At 63.5% G+C, this 26593-nt stretch carries 27 protein-coding genes and 1 pseudogene; 13 read left to right on the forward strand and 15 right to left on the reverse strand.

Features of this window, described 5'->3' with window-relative positions; all coding sequences use genetic code 11:
* Positions 1–11 precede the first annotated feature (11 nt).
* The gene (locus PVT71_RS18040; protein ID WP_353475454.1) at positions 12–623 is read right to left on the reverse strand and encodes a hypothetical protein; all 612 of its coding nucleotides are present in this window, start codon (positions 621–623) and stop codon (positions 12–14) included.
* Between the two features lie 171 nt (positions 624–794).
* On the opposite strand from PVT71_RS18040, the gene PVT71_RS18045 reads away from it, so the two are divergent.
* The 3 genes from PVT71_RS18045 to PVT71_RS18055 all read left to right on the forward strand — a co-directional run bounded on the left by PVT71_RS18045 (position 795) and on the right by PVT71_RS18055 (position 2620).
* Positions 795–1085 carry a hypothetical protein gene (locus PVT71_RS18045; protein ID WP_353475456.1) on the forward strand — a complete coding sequence of 97 codons (291 nt, stop codon included), beginning with the start codon at positions 795–797 and terminating at the stop codon, positions 1083–1085.
* Positions 1057–1758: a hypothetical protein gene (locus PVT71_RS18050; RefSeq protein WP_353475458.1), complete on the forward strand. Its 702-nt coding sequence runs from the start codon at positions 1057–1059 to the stop codon at positions 1756–1758. The genes PVT71_RS18045 and PVT71_RS18050 overlap by 29 nt, the downstream gene beginning before the upstream one ends.
* A 367-nt stretch (positions 1759–2125) precedes the next feature.
* Positions 2126–2620: a hypothetical protein gene (locus PVT71_RS18055; protein ID WP_353475459.1), complete on the forward strand. Its 495-nt coding sequence runs from the start codon at positions 2126–2128 to the stop codon at positions 2618–2620.
* A gap of 27 nt (positions 2621–2647) precedes the next feature.
* On the opposite strand, the gene PVT71_RS18060 is transcribed toward PVT71_RS18055, so the two are convergent.
* From PVT71_RS18060 to PVT71_RS18105, 10 genes and pseudogenes are all read right to left on the reverse strand, one after another.
* Positions 2648–3883 (reverse strand): lytic murein transglycosylase, encoded by a 1236-nt coding sequence (locus tag PVT71_RS18060; RefSeq protein ID WP_353475460.1) that lies wholly within the window; start codon positions 3881–3883, stop codon positions 2648–2650.
* Between the two features lie 106 nt (positions 3884–3989).
* Entirely contained in the window at positions 3990–4592 is a 603-nt protein-coding gene (locus PVT71_RS18065; protein WP_353475461.1) for an SCO family protein, read from the reverse strand.
* Positions 4593–4603: 11 nt separating this feature from the next.
* Positions 4604–5158, reverse strand: coding sequence for a copper chaperone PCu(A)C (locus tag PVT71_RS18070; RefSeq protein WP_353475462.1), 555 nt, complete (start codon positions 5156–5158; stop codon positions 4604–4606).
* A 114-nt stretch (positions 5159–5272) separates the two neighbouring features.
* Positions 5273–5626: a hypothetical protein gene (locus PVT71_RS18075; protein WP_353475463.1), complete on the reverse strand. Its 354-nt coding sequence runs from the start codon at positions 5624–5626 to the stop codon at positions 5273–5275.
* A gap of 80 nt (positions 5627–5706) precedes the next feature.
* Complete coding sequence (locus PVT71_RS18080; RefSeq protein ID WP_353475464.1) at positions 5707–6495, reverse strand: aldolase; 789 nt, start codon at positions 6493–6495, stop codon at positions 5707–5709.
* A gap of 84 nt (positions 6496–6579) precedes the next feature.
* Positions 6580–7347 (reverse strand): pyrimidine utilization protein D, encoded by a 768-nt coding sequence (gene rutD, locus PVT71_RS18085; RefSeq protein ID WP_353475465.1) that lies wholly within the window; start codon positions 7345–7347, stop codon positions 6580–6582.
* Positions 7347–7730: a pyrimidine utilization protein C gene (rutC, locus tag PVT71_RS18090; protein ID WP_353475467.1), complete on the reverse strand. Its 384-nt coding sequence runs from the start codon at positions 7728–7730 to the stop codon at positions 7347–7349. Before rutC ends, rutD begins: the two co-directional genes overlap by 1 nt.
* Positions 7723–8418, reverse strand: a complete 696-nt coding sequence (locus PVT71_RS18095) for an isochorismatase family protein (RefSeq protein ID WP_353475469.1) — start codon at positions 8416–8418, stop codon at positions 7723–7725. The genes rutC and PVT71_RS18095 overlap by 8 nt, the downstream gene beginning before the upstream one ends.
* 8 nt (positions 8419–8426) lie before the next feature.
* A complete protein-coding gene (gene rutA, locus PVT71_RS18100) occupies positions 8427–9512 on the reverse strand; it encodes a pyrimidine utilization protein A (RefSeq protein ID WP_353475470.1) in 1086 nt (361 codons plus the stop codon).
* Between the two features lie 604 nt (positions 9513–10116).
* Positions 10117–10389: pseudogene (locus PVT71_RS18105) on the reverse strand (transposase); the annotation flags it as partial.
* Between PVT71_RS18105 and PVT71_RS18110 the strand changes: the two are divergent.
* The 5 genes from PVT71_RS18110 (at position 10339) to PVT71_RS18130 (ending at position 18380) form a co-directional block, all read left to right on the forward strand.
* Complete coding sequence (locus PVT71_RS18110) at positions 10339–10590, forward strand: hypothetical protein (RefSeq protein WP_353475574.1); 252 nt, start codon at positions 10339–10341, stop codon at positions 10588–10590. The pseudogene PVT71_RS18105 and the gene PVT71_RS18110 overlap by 51 nt on opposite strands.
* Positions 10591–10984: 394 nt before the next feature.
* Positions 10985–12586 carry an ATP-binding protein gene (locus PVT71_RS18115; RefSeq protein WP_353475471.1) on the forward strand — a complete coding sequence of 534 codons (1602 nt, stop codon included), beginning with the start codon at positions 10985–10987 and terminating at the stop codon, positions 12584–12586.
* A complete protein-coding gene (locus tag PVT71_RS18120) occupies positions 12583–15333 on the forward strand; it encodes a Z1 domain-containing protein (protein WP_353475473.1) in 2751 nt (916 codons plus the stop codon). Before PVT71_RS18115 ends, PVT71_RS18120 begins: the two co-directional genes overlap by 4 nt.
* Entirely contained in the window at positions 15305–16282 is a 978-nt protein-coding gene (locus PVT71_RS18125) for a PD-(D/E)XK motif protein (protein ID WP_353475474.1), read from the forward strand. Before PVT71_RS18120 ends, PVT71_RS18125 begins: the two co-directional genes overlap by 29 nt.
* On the forward strand, positions 16275–18380 hold the full coding sequence (locus PVT71_RS18130; RefSeq protein WP_353475476.1) for an AIPR family protein: 2106 nt from the start codon (positions 16275–16277) through the stop codon (positions 18378–18380). The genes PVT71_RS18125 and PVT71_RS18130 overlap by 8 nt, the downstream gene beginning before the upstream one ends.
* Positions 18381–18382: 2 nt before the next feature.
* Here PVT71_RS18130 and PVT71_RS18135 read toward each other — a convergent pair whose 3' ends face one another.
* Positions 18383–19783 (reverse strand): DNA cytosine methyltransferase, encoded by a 1401-nt coding sequence (locus PVT71_RS18135; protein ID WP_353475477.1) that lies wholly within the window; start codon positions 19781–19783, stop codon positions 18383–18385.
* 179 nt (positions 19784–19962) lie between these two features.
* On the opposite strand from PVT71_RS18135, the gene vsr reads away from it, so the two are divergent.
* Positions 19963–20541: a DNA mismatch endonuclease Vsr gene (vsr, locus tag PVT71_RS18140; protein ID WP_353475478.1), complete on the forward strand. Its 579-nt coding sequence runs from the start codon at positions 19963–19965 to the stop codon at positions 20539–20541.
* On the opposite strand, the gene PVT71_RS18145 is transcribed toward vsr, so the two are convergent.
* Entirely contained in the window at positions 20523–20870 is a 348-nt protein-coding gene (locus PVT71_RS18145; RefSeq protein ID WP_353475480.1) for a hypothetical protein, read from the reverse strand. The genes vsr and PVT71_RS18145 overlap by 19 nt on opposite strands.
* On the opposite strand from PVT71_RS18145, the gene PVT71_RS18150 reads away from it, so the two are divergent.
* Positions 20869–22089 carry a MobA/MobL family protein gene (locus PVT71_RS18150; RefSeq protein WP_353475481.1) on the forward strand — a complete coding sequence of 407 codons (1221 nt, stop codon included), beginning with the start codon at positions 20869–20871 and terminating at the stop codon, positions 22087–22089. The genes PVT71_RS18145 and PVT71_RS18150 overlap by 2 nt on opposite strands.
* A 468-nt stretch (positions 22090–22557) precedes the next feature.
* Here PVT71_RS18150 and PVT71_RS18155 read toward each other — a convergent pair whose 3' ends face one another.
* Together PVT71_RS18155 and PVT71_RS18160 are read right to left on the reverse strand one after the other, a co-directional pair.
* The gene (locus tag PVT71_RS18155) at positions 22558–23133 is read right to left on the reverse strand and encodes a hypothetical protein (protein WP_353475483.1); all 576 of its coding nucleotides are present in this window, start codon (positions 23131–23133) and stop codon (positions 22558–22560) included.
* Positions 23134–23315: 182 nt separating this feature from the next.
* Complete coding sequence (locus PVT71_RS18160; protein ID WP_353475484.1) at positions 23316–23630, reverse strand: hypothetical protein; 315 nt, start codon at positions 23628–23630, stop codon at positions 23316–23318.
* Between the two features lie 538 nt (positions 23631–24168).
* On the opposite strand from PVT71_RS18160, the gene PVT71_RS18165 reads away from it, so the two are divergent.
* The 3 genes from PVT71_RS18165 to PVT71_RS18175 all read left to right on the forward strand — a co-directional run bounded on the left by PVT71_RS18165 (position 24169) and on the right by PVT71_RS18175 (position 26529).
* Positions 24169–25479, forward strand: a complete 1311-nt coding sequence (locus PVT71_RS18165) for a hypothetical protein (protein WP_353475486.1) — start codon at positions 24169–24171, stop codon at positions 25477–25479.
* A 73-nt stretch (positions 25480–25552) separates the two neighbouring features.
* Positions 25553–26098, forward strand: a complete 546-nt coding sequence (locus tag PVT71_RS18170; RefSeq protein ID WP_353475487.1) for a hypothetical protein — start codon at positions 25553–25555, stop codon at positions 26096–26098.
* A complete protein-coding gene (locus PVT71_RS18175; protein WP_353475488.1) occupies positions 26095–26529 on the forward strand; it encodes a hypothetical protein in 435 nt (144 codons plus the stop codon). The genes PVT71_RS18170 and PVT71_RS18175 overlap by 4 nt, the downstream gene beginning before the upstream one ends.
* Positions 26530–26593 lie beyond the last annotated feature (64 nt).

The raw sequence follows: 26593 nt of genomic DNA on the forward strand, positions 1-26593 counted from the left end.
GGTCGGCGCGGTCAGTCGCGCCGGCCGTTGTGCTTCCAGTCGTAACGCCAGTCGCCGTGGCGGCCGTCGTGCCGCTCGTCATGGCCGTCGTGGCCGTGCCCCTTGCCGCCCCGCGCGATCCGCCAGCCGGCCTTCTCGAGGCACTGCGCCGAGAACACGTGTTCCTTATCCTTGCCGAGGCGCATGTTCTTGGCGCAGCGGTCCGGCAGCGCCTTGGTGTTCACCGCGGCGCTGCGCAGGCAGGACCGCAGCAGCACCTGGCCGCGCTCGCCGCGCACGTCGCGCAGGCAGGCCCCCGGCAGCACGCCCCGCGTCTGTGCCTGCGAGGAATGCGCGAAGAGCTCGTGGCGCGAGTCCGACGCGGGCTGGAAGCTGTAGGGGCGCGGCAGGTAGGGGGCGGGATCGGGATCGTGGAACCAGGCCTGCTGCTTGGCCTCCTTCTTGTCCTTCTCGCGGTCCTCCGCGCGGGCCTCGCTGACCGCCTTGCCGATCATGTAGACGAGGGCGGCGCCGCCAAGGACCTTCGCCACGTCCTGCGCGTCGGCGGCGCGGACGGGGGCTGAGGTGAAACCGGTGACGACGACCGAGGCGGCGAGCACGGCGGCGATGAACTTCCTGGACATGACTGTCTCCTTCGGGGTGGAACCTGTGGCTACCACGGCACGCGCCGCGATCCAGCCGAGCTTCGGGCCGCCCCGGCAAAACAGGCAATATCCCTCCGATGTTATCGGATATCCGCCGCCTATCCGTCTGGCGCTATTGAATTGCGGCGCAACCGCGCTCAGTCTTCCCCCATGAACACCCCGCTTCTCGCCCTCTCGCTTCTGCTCGCCCTTGGCGCCACTGCGGCGCAGGCCGACTGCTACGCGGAGTACAAGGCCAAACAGGACGATCCGCTGCGCCTGCAATACGGCATCGCCCTCCTGCCGACGGAAACCTGCCCGTCGAAGAACACCGCGGCCGCGCAGCTGGAAATCCGGCTCGACCGCAACGGCTGGACACTGCTAAGCGTCGTCGCGCTGTCCGAAAAGCCGCCCTCGGAAGAAAAGAAGAAGAATGCCGGCGAGTTCTATCTCCGCTACTGAAGCCCGCCGCACCGGCGGGCGCATCGTCACCTTCGGCATCGCCGCGATCGTCGCCCTGCTGGTCGTGGCGGGCGGGGTGCTCATGTTCAGCCTGCCCGACGGCAACGCCTTCAACGCGCGGGTCGAGCGGATCTTCGTCGACCACGACCTGACCGCGCAGGCCGAGGTGAAGCTGCTGGAGATCCTCGCGCTCTCCGGCACCGCCTTCGCCGACACGCTGGCGAGCTACCGGATGGTGATCTTCGTGCTGCTGGTCTTCGCCGCCGCCATGCTGGTCGCGGCGCTGGTCTTCCTCGTGATGCTCGCCGGGATGAACCGGCGCATGGCGCAGATCGAGCGCTCGGGCATCCAGGTCAGCTCGCTGATCATCAGCCGCGAGGAGAACATGGTCTATCTCAACACCATGGGCTTCAAGCTGACCGCCGCGATGATCGAGACCCTGTCGGTGCTGGCCGAGGCACGGATGGACGACGAGATGCTCACCGGCGCCGAGATCGAGGCGGTGATCTCGGGGCGCGACGCCTCGGATTGCGAGGAGGCCGCCGGCGCCACCCGCATCAAGCGCCTGCGCGACGGGCTCGGCAACCAGATGGTGAGCGAGCTCCTGGTGCGCAACATCGCCCGCAAGGGCTACCACCTCGCCATCGACAAGGACGTCATCGAGGTGATCTGACCGCGCCGCGTCCCTCCGGGGTGCGGTTCGCCCTGCCGGGCGACGCGCGGCCGATCGGCGGAAAACCGACCATTGGGCATATCAGGACGCCGGGAGCCCTCCGCGCGCTGGATCACTCGCGGGGGTTGAGCTAGGCTCCGGGCGTTGCGGTTCGGGACCACAAGGCACCGGACGCACGCCACCGGACCCGGCCACGAGATTGAGGCCGGACCCACCTATTTCAGACGACGGCAGGCTCTCACCATTTCTCGCCTGCACCCCCGCCCCGGACTTTTCCCGCGGGCAGACCACGCGCCGGACGATCACCCACCGGCGTCTTTCCGGACGATTGTGACCGACATTTCAAAACGACTGAGCGGAGGCTCCCATGGCACTTAAGGAAAAATTCACCGAAGCCGACTGGCCGATGGTTCTCGAGGCCCCGATGCTGGCCGGGCTGGCGATCACCGCCGCCGATCCCGGCGGGCTGATCGGCGCGGTTCAGGAAAGCGCGGCGATGGCCGGCTCGCTGAAGGATGCCTCCGCCGGCACGCTCGCCGCCGAGGTGGCCGAGGCCTACAAGACCTCCGAGGGCCGCTCGGCCGCGATGGACGGGGTGAAGGCGCTGGTGAAGGGCAAGAAGCCGCCCGAGATCACCGACGCGGCCATCGCCCGGCTGTCGGAGATCCTCGGCGTGGTGAAGACCACCGCGCCGGAGGAGGCCGGGGCCTTCTCCGAGTTCCTGATCGACACCGCGACGCGCACCGCCGAAGCCGCCAAGGAAGGCGGTTTCCTCGGGTTCGGCGGCGAGGCCGTCTCGGAGGCCGAGAAGAAGACGCTCGCCGACCTGCAGACCGCGCTTGGCGGCACCGCCGGGGTGTGACCGGACCGCGGCGGAAAGGCGCGGCGCTCAGCCGCGCCGCAATTGCGCCAGCAGACCCTGCGACGGCTCGCCGGTGACCGGCAGCCCGACCCGCGCCTGGTAGCCCTCGATGGCCGTGGTGGACTTCTTGCCCAGCACGCCGTCGGGGGTGCCGGCATCGAAACCGGCGGAGTTCAGGCGGCCCTGCAGCTCGCGCCGGTCCTCGATGGTCAGCCCGTAGCGGTCCGGCGGGAAGCTGCCGCGCAGCGGGCCCGCGCCCAGCAGCCGGTCCGACAGGTGCCCGACGCCGATCGCGTAGTTCTGCGCGTTGTTGTAGCGCAGGATCACGTTGAAGTTCGGATAGATCAGGAAGGCGGGACCCGAGGCGCCCTCGGGCAGCAGCAGCTTGCCCGTGCCGGAGGGCAGCGCTCCGCCGGACGCCGCGCGTACCCCGGCCGAGGCCCAGCCCGCGCCGCTGCGCGAGCCGCCGGCCATTCCCGCGCCGCCCGCGGGCAGCAGCACCTCGACGCCCCAGGGCTCGCCGCGCCGCCAGCCGCTGCGCGCAACGTAGTTGGCGGTCGAGGCAAGGCCGTCGGTCGGATCGTCGGACCAGATGTCGCGCCGCCCGTCGCCGCGGAAGTCCACCGCGTAGCTCTGGAAGGTGGTCGGGATGAACTGCGTGTGCCCCATCGCCCCGGCCCAGCTGCCGGTGAGATGCGCCGGCGCGACGTCGCCGCGCTCGAGGATGCGCAGCGCGGCCAGCGTCTGGGATTCGAAGAAGCTGCCGCGCCGCCCGTCATAGGCCAGCGTCGAGCAGGCCGAGATCACCGGGATGTCGCCGCGGCGGGTGCCGTAGCTGCTTTCCATGCCCCAGAAGGCGCAGACCACGTGCGGCGGCACGCCGTAGCGCGCCTCGATCTCGCGCAGCACGCCCATGTTCCGGCCAAGTTCCACGCGCCCCTGCGAGACCTTCTGCTCGTTCGCGGTGATCGCGAGATAGTCCTCGAGCGTGCGGCTGAACTCGGTCTGGCTGCGGTCGCGCTCGACCACCCCGGGCAGGAAGCCGGCGGAGCGGAAGGCGGCATCATAGGTGCCCGAGGAAATCCCATGCGACAGCGCGCGGCCGCGGAACGAGGCCACCCAGGCGTCCCAGCCGGGATTCGGCTGCGGCCGCAGCATGGGATCGTCGATGGCTGCGGGGCTCTCGGAATAGCCGCCGCCGCAACCCGCAAGCAGAGCCATCGCCCCGCCCGCCATGAGGAAAGTCCGTCTAGTGCTGCCCATTTGCCCGCTCCGCCTCTTTTGCGTTTTGAGAGCAGAGTGGCGCGCGCGCAGGGGCTCGGCAAGGGCCTGCCAACGGGTCGGCAAGCCCTTGCCGGTAGGAAAGATTTCAGGAGGCCCCGACCAGCGTCCGCAGCTTGCCGAGCGCGCGGTCATACTCTTCCTGGTAGTTGATCAGCCCGGAGAAATCGCCGCGCGCGTCGAAGAGCAGCACCATGGCCGAGTGGTCCATCGTGTAGTCTCCGCCCTCGACCGGCACGCGGCTGGCGTAGATGCGGAAGGAGCGGATCGCCTTGTCCATCTCCTCGCGCGTGCCCGAGACGCCGATCACGCCCGGCACCCACGACACGTATTGGCCGAGCGCCTCGGCCGTGTCGCGCTCCGGATCGACGGTGACGAAGAAGACGCGAAGCTGCTTGCCCGCCTCGCCGAGCCCCTCCTGCCAGGTGGCAATGTCGCCGAGCGTCGTCGGGCAGACCTCGGGGCAATGGGTGAAGCCGAAGAACACCGCCGAGGGCGCGCCCTTCAGGCTGTCCTCGGTGAAGGCGGTGCCGTCGGTGGCGGTCAGGTGATAGTCGCCGCGCCCGAGCGAGCCGGCGATGTCCTCCTGCAGCGTCGGCGAGAGGACGCGGAACCACAGCACGGCAAGGAGCGCCAGCAGGACCAGCCCCCAGAGCGCGAAACGGATCGCGGTGATGCCCTTTTTCGTCATGCCACCGCTCCTCAGTTGCCGTGGGTCATGTGACCCTGCCCGCCGTCCTTGGCATTGGGCGCGCCGATGGCCAGCGGAATCTCGATCGTGCCGGCCTTCTCGAAGGTCAGCCAGACGGTGACGGTCTCGCCCTCGACCAGCGGCTGCTTCAGCCCCATCATCATCAGGTGATAGCCGCCGGGCTTCAGCTCGACCGTCGCGCCCGCCGGGATCGGCAGCCCGTCGGCAAGCTGGCGCATCTTCATCACCTGCCCGTCCATGGACATCTCGTGGATCTCGGTGCGGTCCGCCTGCTCGGGCGAGGTGCCCGCGGCGATCAGCCGGTCATCCCCGGTGCCGGTGTTGGTGACAGTGAAGAAGCCGCCGCCGACCGGCTGGTTGGGCAGGCTGGCGCGCGCGAACGGGGTCTCGATGCGCAGGGCGCCGATCTCGTAGCTTGCCGCGGCATGGGCAGCCATGTGCTCGGCGTGCTCCATCTTGGGGTCGGCGTGCTCGTGGTCGGCAAGCGCGGCCGCGGCCGGAAGCAGGGCAAGCCCGAGGGCGGCGATCAGGGTGGTGGTCTTCATCTTTCTCTCCTCCGACGCGCGCGCGGACGCACCGCTGCCTGCGCGGGACATGTGCCGGGACGGATCGTCCGGCCTGCTGTTGCGGAAAAGCGGCGCCGGCGCCGCGGGTCCGGGTCAGGCCAGCGCCGGGGGCGCGCGCGGAGAAATCCGGGGATTGCCACGCTGCGGCGGCAGGTCGAGGTCGCTAAGCGTGCCGACATGGAAGCGGCGATCCATCCGCAGCGCGGCGGCGAGCGGCGCAACCTCGGGCACCTCCGGCAGCAGGTTGCAGACCGGGCAGTGATGGGCGTGGTGCGGCGCCTCGTCGGCGCAGAGATCCGCCAGCGAGCCGCCCATGGCGAGGTAGCTGCGCAGGCTCTCGCCCTGCGGGCCCTCGGGCGCCATGCGCGCCGCGAAGACGACGCTGGCCAGCGCCAGTGCAAGCACGGCGACGAGGAGGGACATGCGATGGGCGCGCGCGCGGATCATGCGCAATCTGTAGCGGCAATCCGGGGCGCTTGGGAAGGGACGTCCCGTCGCATGGGCCGCGGCGCGGGCCTGTGTGCCGCTCAGTCGCGGAAGCCCGGCGACACGACGTCGAGCTGGCGCTTGATGCTTTCGAGGTGCATCCGCGCGCTTTCCGGGTCGCCCTCGCGCATCAGCTTCGCCGTTTTCTCGGCCAGGTCCTTGGAGACCGGGATCAGCGGGCGGCCCGAGCTCATCGCCTTCAGCTGCACCTCGGCGGCGCGCTCGAGGTAATAAAGATCGTCCCAGGCCTCGGCGATGTTGGGGGCGCAGACCATGACACCGTGGTTGCGCATGAAGACAATATCCGCGTCCCCCATCGCCTCGGCGATGCGGTCGCCCTCATCATTGTCGAGCGCGAGCCCGTTGTAGGCCTCGTCCACCACGGTACGGCCGTAGAACTTCAGCGCGGTCTGCCCGGCCCAGACCAGCGGCGCGCCCTCGATCATGGTGAGCGCGGTGGCATTGGGCATGTGGGTGTGGAAGGCCGCGCCGACGCGCGGGTGACGCTTGTGCAGCCGCGCATGGATGTAGAAGGCGGTGGCCTCGGGCTCGCCCTCGCCCGCCAGCACGTGGCCGTCGAAATCGCAGATCAGCAGGCTCGAGGCCGTCGCCTCGGCAAAGGCATCGCCCAGCCGGTTGACGAGGAAGAGGTCGGGATGGCCCGGCACCACGGCGGAGAAATGGTTGCAGATGCCCTCCTCGAGCCCGTAGCGCGCCGCCATCCGCAGGCTGGCGGCCAGGTCGACGCGCGCCTGACGGATCGCGTCGGTCTCCAGATCGACATTGCGCAGCGGCGCGGGGGCGGCGGGTTTCTGCATCTCGTGGGCCATGGCCGGTCCTTTCCCTTTGGTCAGGCGGAGCGTGGAAAACCCCGCCGGATTTGTCCAGCGGGGTTTCGTCGCGACGCGAAAGGGTCAGGCCGCCGACAGGAAGGGCAGCACCTCGGCTTCGAAGGCCTCGCGCATGGTCAGGTTCAGCGCGTGGCCGCCCTGGTCGAAGATCACCAGCTTCGCGCCGGGGATCCGCGCCGCCAGCCGCTCGGACTGCGCGACGTCGACCAGCGCGTCGTCCTTGCTGGCGAGCAGCAGGATCTCCGAGCCGTCGGCGATCTCGGGCAGGCGGAAATCGCGCAGCGCCCCTATGCGGTGGGTGATGATCTCGGCGCCCTGGAAATGCGCCACGGCATGGGCTTCCTCGGCGGCGATCTTCTCGGGGAAGGCGGCGATCCAGAACGGCGGGTAGAGGAAGTTCATCTGCAGCGCGGCGAAGGCCGGCAACCCCTGCCCCGCCAGCGTCGCGAGGCGGATGTCGAAGCAACGCGAGGTATGCGCGTCGATCTCGGGCCATGCGTTGATTGCCACCACCCGCCCGACCCGGCGATCGGCGCGCGCGGCCAGCTCGAAGCCCACCAGCCCGCCGAGCGCATGGCCGATCAGGTCGAACCGCTCCACCCCGGCCGCGTCGCAGATCTCGAGCACGTCGCCCGCCATCTCGGCGATCGAGGTCGGCCCGAGGTCGCAGGCATTCTCGCCGGTGCCGCGCTGGTCGTAGAGGATCAGGTCGAACCCGGGCCGCAGCGCCTCGAGATGCGGGGCCCAGTAGCCCTGCGCACCGCCGAGACCGGAGCAGAGCACAAGCGTGCGGGCGCCCTCGCGCCCGCACTTGAGATGGGTGAACCGCATTACTTGATGACCGCGACCGTGGCGATCTCGACCAGCGCGTCGGGCTTCACGAGGCCGCACTGGATGCAGTAGCGCGCCGGCTTGTCGCCCGGGAAATAGGAGGCATAGACCTCGTTCACCGCGCCGTAGTTGGCCCAGTCGGTGACGAAGATGTGGTTCATCACCACGTCGTCCATCGTGCCGCCGGCTTTCTCGATCACCGACTTGATGGTCTCGAGCACATGCGCGGTCTGCGCCTTGGCGTCGCCCACGTGCACGACGTTGTTCTCCTTGTCGAATGGCAACGTGCCCGACACGTACACAACCCCGTCGGCCAGCACGCCGGGCAGGTAGGGCGCGAGCGGCTTGCCGGTGCCTTCGGGGATCACGGGAGTCTTAGGCATTCGAAAGTTCCTTTGCTTCCTTGGAGATGAGCGCGGCGCAGAAGTCGTCGGTCTTGGCGACCCAGCCGAAGAAGGTGGCGACGTTGAACACCGTCGCCTTCTGGATGTAGTCGGGGCCGACGGCGTTGGTCGCGTCCTCGAGCATCAGGCAGTGGTATTCGAGGTGGAAGGCGTCGCGCAGCGAGCTCTCCACGCAGACGTTGGTGGCGATGCCGGTGAAGACCAGCGTGCGAATGCCGCGCGAGCGCAGGGCGCTGTCGAGGTAGGAGTTGAAGAAGCCCGAGTAGCGCGGCTTCGGGATCAGCAGGTCACCCTCCTGCGGCACCAGCTCGTCAATGAGGTCGTAATCCCAGCCGCCCTTCGCCAGCAACTGCCCCCAGAGCTCGGGGCGCTTCTTCATCGTCTTGATGGCGTTCGACTTCTTCACGTTCGGAGAGTCCGGCCCGCCCGCCTCGACATAGGCCGCGTCCCAGCCGTTCTGCAGGAAGGTGACAAGAACGCCCGCGTCGCGGCAGGCCTGCGTCACCTTGGCGATGTTCTCGATGCAGGAGCGCGCGCCGGAGATGTCGAAACCGGCAAGGTCGATGTAGCCCCCCTTGCTGGCATAGGCGTTCTGCATGTCCACGACGATCAGCGCGGTGGTCTCGGGGTCGAAGGCAAAGGCTTCGGGTTGTGCGGCAAGTTCCATCTCGGTCCTCATGCGGGTTCGGCGACCTGAACCGCTCTGCGGCAGGCCATAAGCGGTTGAATCCTGGAGCCGAAATCCTCGACCCCCACCACGAAATCGTCGAAGGTCAGCAGAACGCCCCCCGTGCCGGGGACTTCTGCCACTTCGTCGAGCATCCGCGCGACGGTTGCGTAGGAGCCCACCAGCGTGCCCATGTTGATGTTCACCGCCGAGACCGGGTCGGACATCTGCCGCACGTTGGTGTCAGAGCCCGAGGTCTTGTCGGCCGCGCTCTGCAGCCCGAGCCACGACAGCGCCTCCTGGTCGGCGCCCTCCTTGTAGAGTTCCCACTTGGCGCGGGCCTTCTCGTCGGTCTCGTCCGCGATGATCATGAAAAGCGCGTAGGTCGAGACGTCCCGCCCGGTCTTCGCGGTGGCCTCCATCAGCCGCTCGGCGTTGGGCGCGAAGGCCTTGGGCGTGTTCACCCCCTTGCCGAAGCAGAAATTGTAGTCGGCATACTGGGCCGAGAACTCCATGCCCGCATCCGAAGAGCCGGCGCAGATCACCTTCATGTCGGCCTGCGGGCGCGGGCTGAGGCGACAGTCCTCCATCTGGAAGAACTCGCCCTTGAGATCGCTCCTGCCGGTCTCCCAGAGGTCGCGCAGCACCTGCGCATACTCGCCAAGGTACTTGTAGCGCGTGCCGAAGAACTCATCCCCCGGCCACATTCCCATCTGCGTGTACTCCGGCTTCTGCCAGCCGGTGACGAGGTTCACCCCGAAGCGGCCGTTCGAGATGGAATCGATGGTCGAGGCCATGCGCGCGACGATCGCGGGCGGCATCACCAGCGAGGCAGCGGTGGCATAGAGGCGGATCTTGCTGGTGCAGGCAGCGAGCCCTGCCATCAGCGTGAAGCTCTCGAGATTGTGGTCCCAGAACTCGGTCTTGCCGCCGAAGCCGCGCAGCTTGATCATGGTGAGCACGAAGTCGAGCCCGTGCTTCTCGGCGCTCATCGTGATCTGCTTGTTGAGCTCGAAGCTCGGCCGGTACTGCGGCGCGGTCTCGGAGATGAGCCAGCCGTTGTTGCCGATGGGAAGGAATACCCCGATTTCCATGCGTGACCTCCTGTGCGGACTGATGCGGTGCGGCGCGACGGCCGTCTGTGCCCATCAGGAGGTTTTTGACCAAACGGTAAAATAAACTTCTGCGTTTTTCATGCGCCCGAACACGAGGCTGCTGAAGTTGCAGGCGCTCCGGCTGCTCAGCGCCGGAAAGCGGTCAGAATATGTATGGAAAAGGCGGGTTTCGCCTGTGCCGCGCGCGGCGAGACTCGCGTACGAAACGCCAAACATCCCCGATGCGCGCCGACCCGAGGGTCGCCCGTGGGCGTGGTGACATGTCTGAATGGGGGAAATTTGGAGGCGAGTAGGGGAATCGAACCCCTGTGCACGGATTTGCAATCCGTGAGCATTGTTGATTTTATTGGTTTTATTTGTAAACCATACTGTTGGGTGATCACGCAATTTCAATCGGTTAACCGGACGCCAGTAAACCATCTCTTTGAGGCGAGACCTTGGGTGGACGAAGCTGTGCGAAAGAGCGTTGCGCCTTGCTAACGTGACCTGATGTGCCATTCCCTCGAATTGACGCAGATCGATGATGTCCCGAGAGTTGTTGTAGCTCCCCGCACGCCTCGCGCTTTCAAGCGGGCCGAGCTGGTCAGTCGCTATGCGCCGCAGGCACGCTGACATTGAGATCATCGCGGACAGGCGCGAGCGTTTCCAGCGTCATGTATCTGGCGCGCTGGACGGTCCATTCCTCGGTCTGCTCCATCAGGGTCGCGCCGACGAGGCATCGGATCGATGCCTCGTTCTGAAAGATTCCGAAGACGTCCGTGCGTCGCTTGATCTCGCCATTTAGCCGCTCGATCGGATTGGTGCTGTGCAACTTGGTGCGGTGCTGGGCCGGGTAGGTCATATAGGCCAGGACTTCGCCAAGAAATGCCTCTTCGAGGCGGCACACGCGATCTACTGCCGGAATCTGGGTGGCGGCCGCCTGCGCGACTGGGCCAAGGCAATCGCAGAACGCACCGGACCGCGGAAGGCAAAGGACGCATTGGCCAATGAACTGGCCGTCACGCTGCACGCCATGTGGCGCACCGGCACACCCTTCCGGGAGGATGCCGTCATCTGAACACACCAGCTCCAGAACGCTGACTTCGCCACTCCCGAATGCGTCGAGCCGGGACGCGCGGCGAGGGTAAGATCGCTCTCAGGAAAGCGGCATTGACCGCGCACATCACTTCGATCTGCCCGACCCTGGACGCAAACATGCGGCGCCCATCGCGGTGATCGCGGAGAGAACCCAAGAGCCCGGCACGCAGAAGTACCAGCAATAAGATCAGCACTTGACCAAGGCGAGTAGAGAACGCCCTGGGACGTCGCCGAAAACTCGCGAACGCGGCCAAGCAGAATGTCGATGGCACCCTGACTTTGAGAAGCTGGAACATTTCGACGAGAGGGCAACTCGGCGCGGCCAGCGCATCCGCAATGCAACACCCTGACCAAGACAAGATTGCTTCAACTTGATGCCATTATGTGTTTGCATCGATTTCAAGCATGTTGGCGACGGTCGACAAGAACTTGCCGCAAAGGCGGAATGCACGTGGAATCTGTACATTGTGAAAATTGATAAAAGTGAAACAATGCTCGGCAAAAGGCAAGCTGATGCGACCCCTCATGCTGCCTCACTGATCGAAGGTATGAGGGATTTCGGCTATACTCTCGAAACCGCGATGGCCGATATCATCGACAACTCCATCACTGCCGGTGCGTCGAAAGTGGAAATACTGGCCGAGACGACTGGTGACGCACCATGGATCGCCGTCTTGGATGACGGCTCCGGAATGAGAGAAGCAGAACTGATAGAGGCGATGCGCCCGGGGTCCCGGAACCCGCTGGAAGATCGCGAAGGTCACGACTTGGGGCGGTTTGGTCTGGGCTTGAAGAGCGCAAGTTTCTCGCAGTGCCGCCAACTAACCGTCATTACCAGGAAGGCCGGCGTGACGTCCGCGGCGACGTGGGATCTCGATAGGGTGGCGAAGACAAACGTATGGGCCGTTGATCTCGAAGATGATCTGTCGAGCATTCCAGCGACGAACCGTTTGGTGGAGTCCGGGACCATTGTCCTCTGGCGCAAGCTGGACAGGCTTTCTACCGGGTATCGGCACGACGCAACGAAGAGGGCAGCCGAGATCAACAAGGCATTGTCCGGGGCGGAAAGGCATCTCAGGCTCTGCTTCCATCGATACATGGAGGGGGCGCGCCCCAAGATCCGTTTATTCCTCAATGACCGGAGACTGGCGCCGATCGACCCGTTTGCACAGGATCACAAGGCTACGCAGGTGGATCCGGTGGAGGTCCTGCCGTTGACCACGGGAACCGTGGAGACCCAGTGTTACACCCTTCCACATCACAAGATGATGTCGCGCTCCGCTTGGGATGATCTCGGCGGGCCGGAAGGGCATCTTCGCTCTCAGGGGTTCTACATCTACCGTGAGAAGCGATTGATCATTGCCGGTAGCTGGCTCGGCTTGGCGCGCCAGACGGAATTGACCAAGCTCTCCCGTGTGCGAGTGGATATTCCCAATACAATGGATGCTGATTGGAAAATCGACGTCCGAAAAGCGAATGCGCAAATGCCGCCGATCGTTCGAGAGCGGTTGCGAAAAATTGTCGAACGCCTCCAGGGTACCTCAAAGCGGACTTACAAACGGCGGGGACAGAAGCTTGTGGACGACAGGAAATTGCCATTCTGGAATCGTGTCCAGCAGGATGGTCGGGTCATCTATAAGCCAAATGTCGATCATCCATCAATCAGTGGTTTCGAGGAAAGCCTTCCGGAGGAATTCCGGAACGGCTTTCGCACCTGCTTGAAACTGATTGGTTCCGGCCTTCCCATAGAGTCGCTGCACGCCGACATGCTGGGTGGGGCCGAGGACGTATTTGCGGAGGAGGCGGATTTCGCTTCGCTTTCGGAGGGCGCAGAGACCGCCATTCGGACGCTCCGGGGAATGGGGATGACACTTTCTGACATCCTCGCAAATCTATGCTCGAACGAGCCGCTGCGCAGCCACAAGGACGCGGTGCGCAGATTGGCGGAAGACATTGAACTGGGGGAATCCAATTGAGTGCCCAAATCGAACACCTCGACGGCATCGTGTCGCAATCTCTCGCGAACGAGCGGAGGACGGGAGACGAGCTGAGAACGCTTATCACGACACTGAACGGTGCCCTGAATCTTGGGGTGGAACTGGACGACCAGGAACAGCTTGCGCGCGATATCGAGGAGAGGTTCGGCATCAGCATGGGCCTCGGAGCCATGGTCGATGATGAGGACTTCCGGCCCTGGCTGCCGGAGGCCAAGGCATCGATCGACCCCTTCTACTGGGGGCGCTACCGGAAGCTGATGCTGAAGAATGGCCTTCCGCAAGATGTCGTGACATCTACAGATACCGTAACCGACGAGATCCTCGGGCGCTTGGGGAACCCGAACCTCCAAGAGGAATGGGACCGCCGGGGCATGGTCGTGGGGCATGTCCAGAGCGGGAAGACCGGCAATTACACGGGGCTCATCTGCAAAGCGGCGGATGCCGGATACCGGCTTATCGTGGTGATCGCCGGCATCCACAACAACCTGCGCAATCAGACCCAGGAGCGGATCGACGAGGGCTTCATCGGCCGCGATACGGGCAGGCTGGCCATGAAAGGCAAGAGGGACGGTAGCAAGGCGATAGGCGTCGGGCTGTTCGATGATCGGCGAACGCCCGTCAGTCTGACCAACACGCTCTCCGATTTCCGGAAGAACACGGCCACCAGCAACACGAGCGAGATCGACTCCTACAAGGTGCCGGTCGTGCTGGTCATCAAGAAGAACCACGCGACCCTCAAGAACCTGCTCGACTGGCTGCGCGAGAACAGCGCCAAGGGTGATGCCCAGATGATCAGCCAACCCATGCTGCTGATCGATGACGAGGCGGACAATGCCTCCATCAATACCAAATATTCGAAGGAGGAGATCACCAAGATCAACGGTCAGATCCGTGACCTGCTGGGGATGTTCCACCGCAGTTGCTATGTCGGATACACGGCCACTCCCTTCGCGAACATCTTCGTGGACCCGGACTCGTATGATGAAGCAAAGAAGGAGGATCTCTTCCCCAGACACTTCATCGTGGGACTCGATGCCCCGACGAACTATTTCGGGCCGAAGAAGATCTTCATTGACGGGCTTCCGGAGGAAGGTGAGCCAACTTGGCTGCGCTACATTTCGGACAACGAGGACATCCTTCCGATCAAGCACAGGATCGACCAGAGCTTCGACGAACTTCCCGACAGTCTTCTCAAAGCTCTGCGCACGTTCCTGATTGCACGAACAATACGAAATCTGCGTGGCCAGGCCCGGTCACATTGCTCGATGCTGGTCAATGCCAGCCGCTTCACCAATGTGCAGGAAAAGATCCGCAACCGACTTCACGAGCGACTGGATGCAATACTGGATTCGCTTCGCGTCAACGGCGCGCGTGGTTCGGAAGGGTTGGGTGACCCCGAGATTGCTGCGCTTCGTCAGGTTTGGGTCGAAGAATATTCGGACATCGAGTTCGATTGGCCGCAGATCCAGGCCGCCATGCTCGAAGCTGTCGCCGCAGCCAAGGTCGTCGAGGTGAACAGTCGGGCCAACGGTCTTGATTATTCGGACAATGGCAGCATCGGACAGACACTCATCGCGGTCGGCGGCTTCTCCCTGTCACGAGGACTGACGCTCGAGGGGCTCACCGTGACGTGGTTTCTACGGAATACCATGATGTATGACACCCTCATGCAGATGGGCCGCTGGTTCGGCTACCGGGGCGGTTACGAGGATGTCTGCCGCGTTTGGATGCCTGTCGATGCGATCGACTGGTATGCACACATCGCTGAAGCCACCGATGAGCTGCATCAAGAGCTGAAGAAGATGCAGAAAGCCAAGGCCACCCCGGCCGACTTCGGCCTCGCCGTGCGGAGCCATCCAGCTTCGCTGATGGTCACAGCGCGGAATAAAATGGGGTCGGGCCAGAAGCACGTCATGATCGGCTTGTCCAACGCTTTCGTGGAAACGGCAAGGATCAGCGCGCGCGCAGAAGACTTGAATAAGAACCAGGATGCCGCGATTCGGTTCCTCCGGGCCCTTGAAGATGGCGGGAATAGTCAGGAAAATTCTGCAAAGGAGAATGGTGGCTACCTGCTGCGAGATGTCGACGCGTTCGAAGCTATCGACGACTTCCTTCTCGCGTGGCGCAACCATGACCAGGCCTTTCTTTCACAAACAGGCCCAATTCGAAGCTACATTCGTGATAGAAAGTTCGACGAACTCAAGTACTGGGATGTGCTTATTGCGAGCGTTAGAGGCAAGGCGCCTGACATTGACCTTGCCAGCTGGACGATTGGACCGCAATTACGCTCAATTGGATATGCGGATCTCTCTGAGCACTTGATTTCAATTGGCGGGAGGCGAGCCAGGCTTTCCACTCGCGGAATCGAGAAGATTGGCGTAGCCCGCGAAAGAGCGGAGGCTGTCGAGGAAGAGTATCAGAAGACTCGGCCTGCACCTGCTGGGAAGCGCCCCTCATACCCAGACTACCTCTACAGGGCCGAACGCGAAAAGCCGCTCTTCGTTCTGCATGTCGTCCAAGTTGAAGATCCCAAGGGCGATGATGCGAACCGGCCCCATCTCGATCGCATTCCCGATCGGCCGATCATAGGCTGGTCCATCAGCTTCCCACAGTCGGCTCGACCGGATCAGCGGGTGGAATACGTGATCAACACGGTGAAGTTCCGCGAGCTGTATGGTGTGGATGACGAGGAACCGGATGACGGGGCGCTCGAAGATGACTACTGAATCCCCTTGGGAGCGCATCGAACCCGGCATCGCCCATCGTGTGGACAGGAACGGGCGGCACGATTTCTTCTGGAGCAGGATGCCCGATCGGTCCCCGGCGCTGGTTCTGCGATTGAACGACACCATCCAACCCGTCCAACCTCTCCCCAAGCTGCGCCATGTCGGGGCTTTCTACCGGGTCGTCGAGAGGCAGAACAGCTATTGCCTCACGCTGAATGAGCGCAGCCATCTCGATCTGTTCGAGACACTCTGCCGAGATGTTGTGGGGGCCGCCGAGGCGGCGGAAGATCTGCAATCGGCGCTGCAGCGGGCCGTGCGCCGCACGATGCGTTGGCACCATCTGCTACGTGGTGGTGGACGAGGGCTGAGCATCGAGGAACAACGCGGCCTAGTCGGCGAACTGGCCCTGCTGCGGGAACTTGTTGCCGAGGTCGGTCCGATGGCCGCTGCAGAGGCCTGGCGCGGTCCCGAGGAGAGCGCCAAGGACTTCGAACTGCCAGGCCTCTACATAGAATGTAAGGCACGGAGAAGCGCCGCGCATCCCAAGGTCCGGATCTCATCAGAAGCACAGCTGATGGACATTCCCGGCGCCAGACTGTTCCTGTGCGTCCAGGATGTGGACACGGCGCTGGATGGCGACGGCGGAAATCTGAACCAACACGTCGAACAGACAGGCAAGCTGTTCGATGATGACTTCATCGCGCATGATGTTTGGGAACAGCGCCTCTTCGGAACCGGCTACGATCCGGAATTGGTCGAGGCCAACAGGACTTGGCATCCAGGGGCAGTGCGGATGTTCGAAGTGCGCGAGGGTTTCCCTCGACTCGTGCCGCCTCTGCCGACCGGCGTCGAAGCCGTGGAGTATGCCATTCGCCTGGGTGACTGCGCCGACTTCCAGGTCAGCAGCAATCTGAAGCAGCTTCTTTTCGAGAGTACGTGTAATGTCTGATCTGGAAGAATTCCACCACAGCCTGATCGCCGAGATCCAAGGCGATGCCGATGCGCTTGGCCTCTACACACAGGAAGCCTTTTTCGAGAAGGTCGGTGAGATCCTGACCGAGGCCGGTGAGATCGATCAGGCCGACTACTGTCATTTCGAGGGACAGCGACAGGCAGTGCGAGAAGGCAAGAAGCGTCGGGTGGCACTTGCAGTTTCGGGACATGGCGGTGATCCAGCCGACGCTGGAGACGTGCTTTCGCTGATCCTGTGCGACTTTCAGGTGAACGCAGAGGTGCGCAGGACTGATGGAAAGTTTCTGAAAGCCCAATTCAATCGGCTTGTGGAATTCCTCCGACACGCCAGAACCTCGGATTTTTCGGACGAACTCGAGGAGACCAGCCACGCAGCACAGTTGTCGGACTTGGTACAGACCCGCTGGAAGAGCATCGAAAAGATCAAGCTGATCTACGTCACGAACTCGGACAATCGCGCCGTTGTCGATGCGCGCCCCGCAGGCAGTATCGGGGAAAAGCCGGTTACTTACAGCGTCTGGGATCTGAAGCGTTTGCAGGCATTTGTCGAGCAGGGCAAGGCGCGAGCTGACATGACCGTGCGATTTGCCGAGGATTTCGGCGGCGGAGTTCCCGTCCTGAAGGCCTCGGGCAGCGACACTTCCTTCGAGAGCTACATCGCCGTCATCCCGGGAGCGCAACTGGCCGAAATTTATGATCGCTGGGGGGCGCGGCTTCTCGAGTCGAACGTGCGATCCTTCCTCCAGGCCAAAGGCAATGTGAACAAGGGGATCCGCAAGACCATCATGGAGGAGCCCCAGATGTTTCTCGCCTACAACAATGGTCTCGCCGCCACGGCAGAAGGCGTGGAGCTTGAGCGGACCGAGGATGGCCTGCTCCTCGTGAGTGCCGAAAACCTCCAGATCGTCAACGGCGGACAGACAACTGCATCACTTCACGCCGCCAGGAAGAAGGCTGGCGACGGCATGAAGGACATTTATGTCCAGATGAAACTCAACGTCATTCCGACCATCTCCGCGGATACCGTGGTGCCGCGGATATCGGAATTTGCCAACAGTCAGAACAAGATCGCCGCGGCAGACTTCTTTGCCAACCACCCCTTCCATATCCGGATCGAGGAGCTTTCCCGGAAGATTCTCGCCCCCGCCGGGGAGGCAGGCTATCGCGAAACCAAGTGGTTCTACGAACGGGCGCGTGGTCAATATGCGGACGAGCGAAGCCGCAAGACAGATGCTGAGAAGAAAAAATGGGATGCAGAGTTCCCGAAGAGCCAGTTCTTCACCAAGACCGATCTGGCCAAATTCGAGAATTCATGGTCGGGGCGTCCGGAATGGGTGTCGAAAGGTGCACAGAAGAACTTTGCCGAGTTCGCAAAGACGATCGAGAAGGTCTGGGGGCGCAGTGGTGCGAAGATCAACGAGGTCTGGTACCGTAAACTAATCGCCAAGGCGATCATCTTCCGCCGCTTGGAGAAGCTCGTTTCGGCCCAGGACTGGTATGAAGGTGGATACCGGGCCAACATAGTCACATATGCCATCGCGAAGGTCGCCCACGATGCTCGAGAGAACGAGAAAGTCGTCGATCTCTCCCGAATCTGGCGTTCGCAGGCAGTTCCGAGCGCCTTGGAAGAAGCGTTGCTTGTAGCAGCTGCGGAAGCTCAGGAGATCATCACCAACCCGCCGGATGGCGTCCGTAACATGTCGGAGTGGGCCAAGACCCAAGCCTGCTGGAAAGCGTTCTCGGAGAGATCGCTCTATTATGGAGCTGATTTCCAAGACGTGTTGGTAGAGGAGGACGACGCAAAGGCCGAGGAGCACGAGGTCACGGAAGAGGAAAGCCTGACAAGGAGCGTTGCGGCTCAAACCCGTGTATTCGAACTCGGCGCGGCTTTCTGGGCCGAGGCCAAGGCGTGGGGCCGCAGCAAGCGGCTGTTGTCTCCGTCGGAATACAACACGCTTGAGATCTGTGCGAAGATCCCGTCTCGGCTACCAACCGAGCGTCAGACCGAATTCGCTCTGGAGATTCTCGCAAAGCTTGAAGCCGAAGGCTTCGGGACGGCCGAAGCCGCTGAATGACCTCAGCCGATCAGGCGGCGCACCGCCTTCGCGATTTGGTAGGCCAGATATGGCGGCACGGCGTTGCCGACCTGATGATATTGCTTCGTGCGAGGGCCGCAGAAAAAGTAATTGTCCGGGAAGGTCTGCAGCCGGGCAGCCTCGCGGACAGTCAGCGAGCGACACTGAGCAGGATCAGGGTGAATGAAATAGTGGCCGTCTTTCGAGATGTGACTGGTTACGGTTGTCGACGGTCGAGTTGCCACTTGGGTTCGGAAGCGATCGGCGAAATCGCCTGAGAGTCGGTTACGATGCCGGGGCTGCAGGAATTCCGGGAACTCCGAGAGCTTCGGGGCGCGGTCGTGAACTTGTGCATAAGCGGCGGAGAAAAGGTAGCGCCCAAGGTCGTCGGGGATGTGACCACGCGTCTCATGCTGGAGAGCTGACGAGAGGCGGTCATCGGCGAACCAACTCTTCAGGTGGAGAGGCAGGTCGTCCGAGTTGAGTAACCTGCGCGACCTGCGTTCGCAGGGCAAGGCTTCTTTGCTGGCAACATGACGAGCGATATCCCGGACTGCTCGGTCAATTTTTTCATTGCTCGCGATCGCCTCTGCCTGAGCCTTGACTGCCCTATGCCATGCGCTCGTTTCGTCCTGCCTGCTGAGACCGCTTCTCAACTTCCAAAGGTCGTTGATCACCTCCGCGACGCTGACGGGTTCTGCGGGGGCTCCCAGCAGGGGGCGAGTTATGTCGGGGACTCGAATGTCCTTGCGAATACCGAGAACGATCACCCGATGCCGTGCTTGTGGGACACCGTGCTGTTCTGCCCTGATCAGGAAGTCCCTGCCATCCGCTCTTTGCCCTGCCGCCGGTGGCACAGCGGCCAGCGGCAGCAGCTGGTAGCCGACCCCGCCAGCATTCTCGAGGTCCTCGAGAACTCGAGCGAAGATTCCGCCGCCATCCACCTTGGAGGAGAGCATGCCCTTCACATTCTCCATGACGAAGGCGGCCGGCGCCAACCGATCCAGAATGCGCACGTATTCGCGGTAAAGGTAATGCCGGTCATCCTCTTCCGCGACATATCCCTTCTTGCCCTTGTTTCGTGAACGGCCGGCCAGCGAGTAGGCCTGACACGGAGGGCCACCGATCAGGATCGTGTCGCCGTGGTTTGCCTCTCGCGCCTGGTCCAGTTCCTCGGCGATCTCCTCGAAGACGCCAGGTGCTCCAAGAACTCTCTGGCGCACTTCGGACTGCGCCAGTTTCCAGTTTGATGGGTAGAGCTCCGACCACGTAGGGAGGGCAGCTCCGGAGTTGATTGCCTCGTAGTATTCAGCAGGGAAGCTGTCGAAACTGCGAAGAAAAGAACGGAGCCTCAGTGTCTGCACCGCATGGTCATCCATCTCTACGGAAAGATGGATTTTCATGGGGGTTGCCAGTTCGCGACCGGCCCGTGAAAATCCTTCGCCAAGCCCCCCGGGGCCGGCGAAGAGGTCGATGATAGCGAAATTCCTTGGCAAAGCACACCTCCGGGATCGGTGCCTTCTACCAGGTCTGTGAAATCCCGCCAGGTCGAAAAGGCGGTTCGGGTGATTATATTTGATACATGGCAGATATTGTTGATCAGAAGACGCGTTCGCGCATGATGTCCCGGATCCGCGGCTCCAACACAAAGCCAGAGATTCGTCTTCGGAAGGCACTTCATGCAGAGGGATTTCGCTTCCGTCTCAATGTACGACGCCTCCCAGGTACACCAGATATCGTCTTGCCGAAATGGAACACGGCCATTCTGGTCCATGGCTGCTTCTGGCATAGGCACCCTGATTGCTCGAAGGCGACCACTCCCTCGTCAAATACGATGTTCTGGCAGGACAAGTTCGCCGCCAATGTCGAGCGAGACAGATGTGCTCTTCTGAAGCTCGATGAACTCGGCTGGCGAACCTTGACGATCTGGGAGTGCTCGATCGGAAGAGTGGTCCAGGTTGACTTGATAGATGAAATTGCCGCTTTCTTGCACGGTCGGGACCGAACTGATGCATCCAGTGGTAAATCGGTCGTGCATGGTGAAATGTTCAGCCGTGGCACGGATCCGGGCTCATTTTCCGTGGGGAGGAACCGCCTTACTGATCTACAGTGTCGATCGGATTACCTGCCAGCAAGTGAAGGTCATGAATTTCCGGAGTGAAAGGGCAAGGTTCCCGTCGGGTCTTTCTCGTCCCCTCGAGAGGGTTGCTCAACTGCGGCTTCCGCAATTTGCCGGAGTACTTCCCTGAGCGGAAAGGCATCGCGCTCGCGTTGCGTGAGCCGGCCGTGCACGAGGCTCGCAATCCGTTTGCGCTCAGTCGAAGAGAGGGTGGTCAGCCAGTCGAGGAAGGCATAGCCGAACAGGATCTTGCGACGGGTGTCGCGCTTGCGGCTCTGGGCGGCTGCCTTGGCCTTCGCATCTGCCAGTTTCTGGCGTTCCCGCGCGATCTTCGCCACCAACGTGGCGATCTGTTTCTCAGTGTGTGTCATGGTCATCTCCATTCGATTCATTGTCACCGAACGGGAAATGCGGCCCCGGTACCTGTGCCGCTCCTCGAAAAATTCCCGTGCGCCTGATGGCGGCGAAAAGGCACCCCCCACCGAGCCTGAAAAGGCGAAGGGCGCGGTTACGCAACTCCGGGGGAGTTGCCGCGCGCCTGCGGCGGGCTTTTTTTTCCGAGCGAGGCCTGGCAGGGGGCGCCATCTCCTCGGCATGAGACATAAAGCCTCCCGCCTTGAAGTGAAGATTCGCAACCGCGCCAACACCGCTTCCATCGTGGCGGCGGCGGCCTATTGTGCGGGCGGGCGCTACCGCTGCGACCGCACCGAGCGAGTGAAGAACTATTCCCGCCGGCGCGATGTTGTCTCGATCGAGTCGATCAAGATGCCGCATGATCCCGAGCGGATCTGGAACCTTGCGAGCGACGCAGAGAAACACCCCCGCGCCCGGCTCGCGCGTGAAATTCTGGTGTCGCTGCCGCACGAGCTACCGCTCGAGACGCAGCGCGTTCTGATCCGCGGCTTTTGCCTCTGGCTGCACGACCGCTACGGAATTTCCTCGATGGCGGCCATCCATCACCCGCTTGCCCATGGCATTGATGATGAAGTCGTCGCCGACATGATCCCGCAGACCGAGGGCCGGAAAAAGCCAGTCAAGCCGCGCAAGGACGAGCGGGGCAACGCGCTTAACCAGCATGTACATATCCTGTGCCCGACCCGGGTCTGGGACGAGGAAACGCAGAGATTCGGCAGGAAAATCCGCGACCTCGATGACGTTAAGACCGGACCAGAATGCGTCCGCCAGATCCGCGAGGAATGGCAGCGGCGCGTCAACCGCCACCTGGAAAAGGCCGGGGTGGCGGCCCGTGTCGACCTGCGCAGTTACGAGGCGGCAGCGGCGGCTGGCGACGCGCCAGAGGGTCTGACCGCGCAGCCGAAGCTCGGGCCGCGCAACGCCGCACGCGGCCGGCGACGGGAGCAGGAGACGGGGCGCGACGACACGTTCCTCGGGCAGGCCCGCGCGAGAACACGTGCCGCGAACGATGAACTCTGGAAGAGCTGGCTGATCCTGCGGGATGCCGAGCGCGAGAAGGCGCGACTGGAGAAATCGCAACGGATCACCCGGGAAACCGAGGCGGCGCGTCGAGCGGAGGCAGCCGAGGCTGAGGCGAAAGTCGACACTGCCAGAACCGCCACCGCCCGGGCCTAGGCCATCGAGGCCGCCCCTCACCTCGATGCGCTCGACCCGCAGCAGGCCGCTATCGCCTGGGCAGAGGGGCGGCTCAAGGTCGAGATCGACCCAGAAGGCGAAAAGATCCTCGATCCCGAAACGGAAACGGCGGCCACCCCAGAAACTGAGCAGCCGCCGAAATTCGTGATGGATGCGAGGGAGAAGCAACGCGCCCGGCCGCCGCGCCAGCGACAGAGGGTGAGGGGCGGCGATGGCTGAGAGCGAGTTCCAGCAGTAGAATGACCGCCGTGGTCGGAAAGAGTCGATATCAGGCTGCGGGTTTTTCCTTTGAAGCTTCTGGCGCCGGGTTTGAGTCCGAAGGTCTACCTTCTACGGGCTGATCACAACGGGCCTTCGACCGGAACTGCGCCGGGCTTGATTCAAGCGCAGGTCGAAGAGGAGCCGGCAGAACCGCACGAGACGGATCTGCCTTTCGAAGCTATTGCCTTAGATGGCGCGCAGCGCGTCGTCCGCGTTGACGCCCTCGCTCTGAATGATCCGCAGGTTGCGTCGGATTTCGTCCGGGCCCATCGGATAGGCGGTGTATTCGCTGCCTTGGTGCTCGCTGAAAGCCTTCGCCAAGGTCGCGCACTCGGCGGGCGTCCCCCAAGCCGCGATCGGCTCGAGGAAATCGTCGCATTTGAGGGTGTGCCAGCGCTCGCCGTCCTCAGCATCGATGTCCTCGGCCCAGAGGTTGAGAAGAGCCGGAGCGTCCTCACCTTGAAGTGCGGCCGCCAAGATGGACATGCCGCGCGGGGTCAGCTCCTCGTTGGAGAGGTACCGCTCGCGCCGCTCTCCGGTTTCGTCGTCCTCTGAGACGATCGTATAGCAAGTCATAAGGTCGGCCGCTTTGGACCAGTCCGACCAGGAACCGCCGTGGTTCTCCACATTGTTTTGGGCATAGTCGAGCAGCCAAGCAGTGGCGGCGTGGGCCGCGAGTTCGGTGCGGTCCGAGAAGGCATAGCGGCCGTCTGCGTTATCGTTGAGGATGGAGGCCCGGGGGCCGTCAATGATGGTGAACATGATGTTTTCTCCATTGCTCTGTGGTGTCGAATGCACCGGGTTGAAGGATCAGGATTTGATCCGCCGCCTATTCGGCGGATTGGCAGGATGGTGAGGATGCCCTGATGCTGGGTTCACGCTGAAATCCGTGAAAAGGCAGAGACTGCGGCGGACTGCCTCGGACACGTTGCGCGCGGCGCTGGTCAGTCCCGGTGCCAAGGCGCGCGGGCAACCGTGTCGACGAGGCGGCGCTGCCGAGTGTCCAGCCGCTGCCAGGCATCGCGGAAATCGGCGTAGTCGCTGGGCAGCAGGTCCAGCCGGCCGAAGGCGAGCGCGACCGTGATGGTCTCGCTGGACGAAAGCGGGCCGATCTCCTCGTCCACCTCGGCGCCGTTCAGGATCCGCCTACAGGCGCCGGTATCGCCGCCCGCGGTACCGGAGATGACCTCGGCTAGGGCGGCCTCGTGCGCGGCTTTCTCCGCCTTGGCGCGACGGAGCATGTCGAGTGCGTCGTTCATGGGAGTCTTCCTTTCGTGAAGCGAAGCAGCCGGGGATCGGATGCTTGTGGAGGATTTGGGAACGTCCGCGATCGTTCGGAAAAGATCGGCGGCGTAATCTTGCATTTGGAGCCGCACCGAACGTGCATCTGGGATCCTTTCCGGTGCTGAGCGGCGATCAGGGATCAACCGCCTGAACAGGAAGTCGGACGCTCCAGGGCCGCGCGGAAACGATTGACGTGATGACCTAACGTCAATTTTGGGCACCCTCCGCCCGGGCGTAGGTCCTTGCCATGGATCTCTCGCAGCACCACAGCTTCAGCGACGCTCGTCCCGCCGCCGCCCGGATGCCGGCGGAGGACTATCTGCGCCTGCTGCATCCGATGGGCGCGCAAGGCTCGGCCACGCTGATGCTGCTCGAAGGTGATACACGCTGCGCCCGCACATATCGCCCGATGCGCTTCCTTTTGCAGCCCTCAATTGGCTGGATAGGTCGTCCTACGTCACCCTGCATCGTTTCCGCGGCCCCCGTGCCGGCCGGAAGCTGGCGGCGCTCAACGTGCTGGCGCTGGACCTTGATTATCGGACAATGCCGCAATGGCGCGGGGCCGCGCCGGAGAAGGTCGCTCAGGCTGTGCAGACGGCGGCGCAGGGCCTTGGCCTGCCGCTTCCGTCGGTGGTTACTGACACCGGTAGGGGCCTCGCGGTCCTCTGGCTCATCCACGAGTTGCCCGCCGCCGCCGAACCGCGCTGGCGGCCGGCGCAGGGCTGCCTGATCAGCCTTTTTTCCGCCTTCGGAGCCGACAAGTCTTGCGGCGACGCCGCCCGCATCTTCCGCCTCCCCGAAGCGGTGAACGCGAAATGCGGCCGCACTGTCACCGTCATCGACGGCAGCCTGCTGCGCCACGATTTCGACGTGCTGGCGGACGCGATCTACACCGCTGCCGGCCGGCCCACCCGGGCTGAGCTTGGAGTAAAAAAGACGCCGAAGCGGCAGAAAAAATCGACCAAGGGCCCGCGCGGCCTCGCCCCCGCCGCTCGTTTCGCGCAGATACGCTCTGACCTCATGGCGCTGGCTCGCCACTGGGGCGGGCAGGTTCCCGAGGGGCTGCGCAACACCTGGCTGCACCTCCTCGCCACCTGCTTCACGCACCAACATGGGAACGTCGATCTCACTGCCGAAATCGAAACCGCCGCCCGCCACTGCGCAGGCCTGTCACCCACCGAGGTGGCCGCCGTGATCCGCGCGGCGGAGCGCCGGCACGCTGGCGAGCAGGAGCGGTATTTCTATCGCGGCGAGCGGATAGCCGAGATGCTGGGCGTCTCCGATTACCTCGCCTGCCGTCTGAAGCTGAAACAGATCTGTTCCGAAGCGGAGAGGGGCCGACGGCGGCTGGAGAGGGAGGCCAGCCGCCGCCGCGCGAAGGGTATGGAAACCCGCGAGGAGTATCTCGCTGCCCACGCTACCTCGCGCGAGAAACCATGGGAGGCGCACGGCTATTCCCGCGCCACCTGGTATCGCCGGGGCTGCCCGCCGGCGCCTACTGCGAAAACCGTCGAAGCGTCCTCCCAAGTCACTTGCGCCCCGCATGAGACAGGTCTGCCGCCGCTACAGGGGGGCTTGCCACGCCGCAGGCCCCGGCCCGCCCTCTCTGCGGTGCGCCAGCCCTTCAACCCACCCCCCGAAGCCTCCCGAAACCGCCGCCTGACCCATGCGCAACCGACCCCGACAGGGCCTGACCCCGGCCGAAGACCGCCCGAGCGGCTGCCGGACCTGCCCCCGACACCGGAAGAGATCACTCTGGCCGAGGAGACCTCCCCGGGGACAAAACCGGCCCCCTACCCCTTTGCCGCCGCACGCGCCGCGTGACGCGCAGCGGCAAGGGGTCTTGGGGCCTTTGAAGGACAAGCTGCCGTCGCTTTTCTTCACGACAGGAGCTTACATGTTCGACCAAACCCAACTCCACGACTGGCGGCAGGATCTCGTGCTCGGCGACGTGGTCCTCTTCCGTTTTCCCACTACCGAGGACCTTCCGGAAGGCGAGGCGCCGAAGAGGCGGCCCTGCCTTGTCCTCGACACTCCCCAGCTCGGAGACCGGCGCTTTGCGAAGCTTGCTTACGGCAGCTCCGCATATGGTAGCGCGAACCGGGGTTACGAGATTCTCGTCCGGCAGGCGCCCTCCATCAACATGGCCGGTCTCAACCGGCCCTCGCGTTTCACGCTCAAACGGGTGCTGCTCGTCAGTCTCGATAATCCGGGCTTCGAGGCCGAGAAATACGGCGACTCGCGCATAGGCCGCCTCGACGAAAGTCTCATGGAGCGACTGCATGCGCTGCGCGCGAGGATGCAGGCCGAGGCGGACATCGCCGCCGATCATCTTAGGGCAAAGCGGGAGGAACGTCGCCGTTGGAAGGCTGAGGGTCTGGAGGCGGCGAAGCGAAACCGCGATCTCCTACAAGGCCGTGCGTCGGTGGGAGGCGTACGATGAGCGGCCTCGAGACCTCCTCGACGGTCGAGAACCTCGCCGCCGAGGCGCTCTCCGTCGCCCGCGTCGCCGCGACGGCGATCCGCGAAGATGTGCTCCACCGGCTGGCGCCCCGGGAGCGGACCGGGCCAGAGCGGCTGCTACGGATGCTGGAGGCGCGGAAGATCTTCGAGGTCACGACCCTTGATCATCTCAACGCCTTGGAGTCGAAGCTCGCTGCGCGGATCATCGAGGGCACTTTAATGGTCGAAAGGTTCGAAGGCGGCGAAGGCAATGTCTCCCCGATCTCGTCGCGCGAGCCCAGGCTGACCGAGGAGGCGGACGGCTTATCGAACGCCCTCTCAATCATCCTCGAACTGATTTTTCTGCTCGAAATCACCCATGACAGACTTGCGGCCGAGGCTGCTGTCGAAGCCCTCCATCAATCCCTCTGAAGCTCGAAACATGCAGTGAATACAGCTGCATGACGGCGCGCCGGCACACCTTCTGCTGCTCCCG

Source organism: Salipiger sp. H15, assembly GCF_040409955.1.
Classification (GTDB): Bacteria; Pseudomonadota; Alphaproteobacteria; order Rhodobacterales; family Rhodobacteraceae; genus Salipiger.

Coding starts and splice junctions, on each gene's coding strand:
- PVT71_RS18040 (WP_353475454.1), bottom strand. CDS start 623: ATGTCCAGGAAGTTCATCGCCGCCGTGCTCGCCGCCTCGGTCGTCGTC.
- PVT71_RS18045 (WP_353475456.1), top strand. CDS start 795: ATGAACACCCCGCTTCTCGCCCTCTCGCTTCTGCTCGCCCTTGGCGCC.
- PVT71_RS18050 (WP_353475458.1), top strand. CDS start 1,057: ATGCCGGCGAGTTCTATCTCCGCTACTGAAGCCCGCCGCACCGGCGGG.
- PVT71_RS18055 (WP_353475459.1), top strand. CDS start 2,126: ATGGCACTTAAGGAAAAATTCACCGAAGCCGACTGGCCGATGGTTCTC.
- PVT71_RS18060 (WP_353475460.1), bottom strand. CDS start 3,883: ATGGGCAGCACTAGACGGACTTTCCTCATGGCGGGCGGGGCGATGGCT.
- PVT71_RS18065 (WP_353475461.1), bottom strand. CDS start 4,592: ATGACGAAAAAGGGCATCACCGCGATCCGTTTCGCGCTCTGGGGGCTG.
- PVT71_RS18070 (WP_353475462.1), bottom strand. CDS start 5,158: ATGAAGACCACCACCCTGATCGCCGCCCTCGGGCTTGCCCTGCTTCCG.
- PVT71_RS18075 (WP_353475463.1), bottom strand. CDS start 5,626: ATGATCCGCGCGCGCGCCCATCGCATGTCCCTCCTCGTCGCCGTGCTT.
- PVT71_RS18080 (WP_353475464.1), bottom strand. CDS start 6,495: ATGGCCCACGAGATGCAGAAACCCGCCGCCCCCGCGCCGCTGCGCAAT.
- rutD (WP_353475465.1), bottom strand. CDS start 7,347: ATGCGGTTCACCCATCTCAAGTGCGGGCGCGAGGGCGCCCGCACGCTT.
- rutC (WP_353475467.1), bottom strand. CDS start 7,730: ATGCCTAAGACTCCCGTGATCCCCGAAGGCACCGGCAAGCCGCTCGCG.
- PVT71_RS18095 (WP_353475469.1), bottom strand. CDS start 8,418: ATGGAACTTGCCGCACAACCCGAAGCCTTTGCCTTCGACCCCGAGACC.
- rutA (WP_353475470.1), bottom strand. CDS start 9,512: ATGGAAATCGGGGTATTCCTTCCCATCGGCAACAACGGCTGGCTCATC.
- PVT71_RS18115 (WP_353475471.1), top strand. CDS start 10,985: ATGCCATTATGTGTTTGCATCGATTTCAAGCATGTTGGCGACGGTCGA.
- PVT71_RS18125 (WP_353475474.1), top strand. CDS start 15,305: ATGACGGGGCGCTCGAAGATGACTACTGAATCCCCTTGGGAGCGCATC.
- PVT71_RS18130 (WP_353475476.1), top strand. CDS start 16,275: ATGTCTGATCTGGAAGAATTCCACCACAGCCTGATCGCCGAGATCCAA.
- PVT71_RS18135 (WP_353475477.1), bottom strand. CDS start 19,783: ATGAAAATCCATCTTTCCGTAGAGATGGATGACCATGCGGTGCAGACA.
- vsr (WP_353475478.1), top strand. CDS start 19,963: ATGGCAGATATTGTTGATCAGAAGACGCGTTCGCGCATGATGTCCCGG.
- PVT71_RS18150 (WP_353475481.1), top strand. CDS start 20,869: ATGGTCATCTCCATTCGATTCATTGTCACCGAACGGGAAATGCGGCCC.
- PVT71_RS18145 (WP_353475480.1), bottom strand. CDS start 20,870: ATGACACACACTGAGAAACAGATCGCCACGTTGGTGGCGAAGATCGCG.
- PVT71_RS18155 (WP_353475483.1), bottom strand. CDS start 23,133: ATGTTCACCATCATTGACGGCCCCCGGGCCTCCATCCTCAACGATAAC.
- PVT71_RS18160 (WP_353475484.1), bottom strand. CDS start 23,630: ATGAACGACGCACTCGACATGCTCCGTCGCGCCAAGGCGGAGAAAGCC.
- PVT71_RS18170 (WP_353475487.1), top strand. CDS start 25,553: ATGTTCGACCAAACCCAACTCCACGACTGGCGGCAGGATCTCGTGCTC.
- PVT71_RS18175 (WP_353475488.1), top strand. CDS start 26,095: ATGAGCGGCCTCGAGACCTCCTCGACGGTCGAGAACCTCGCCGCCGAG.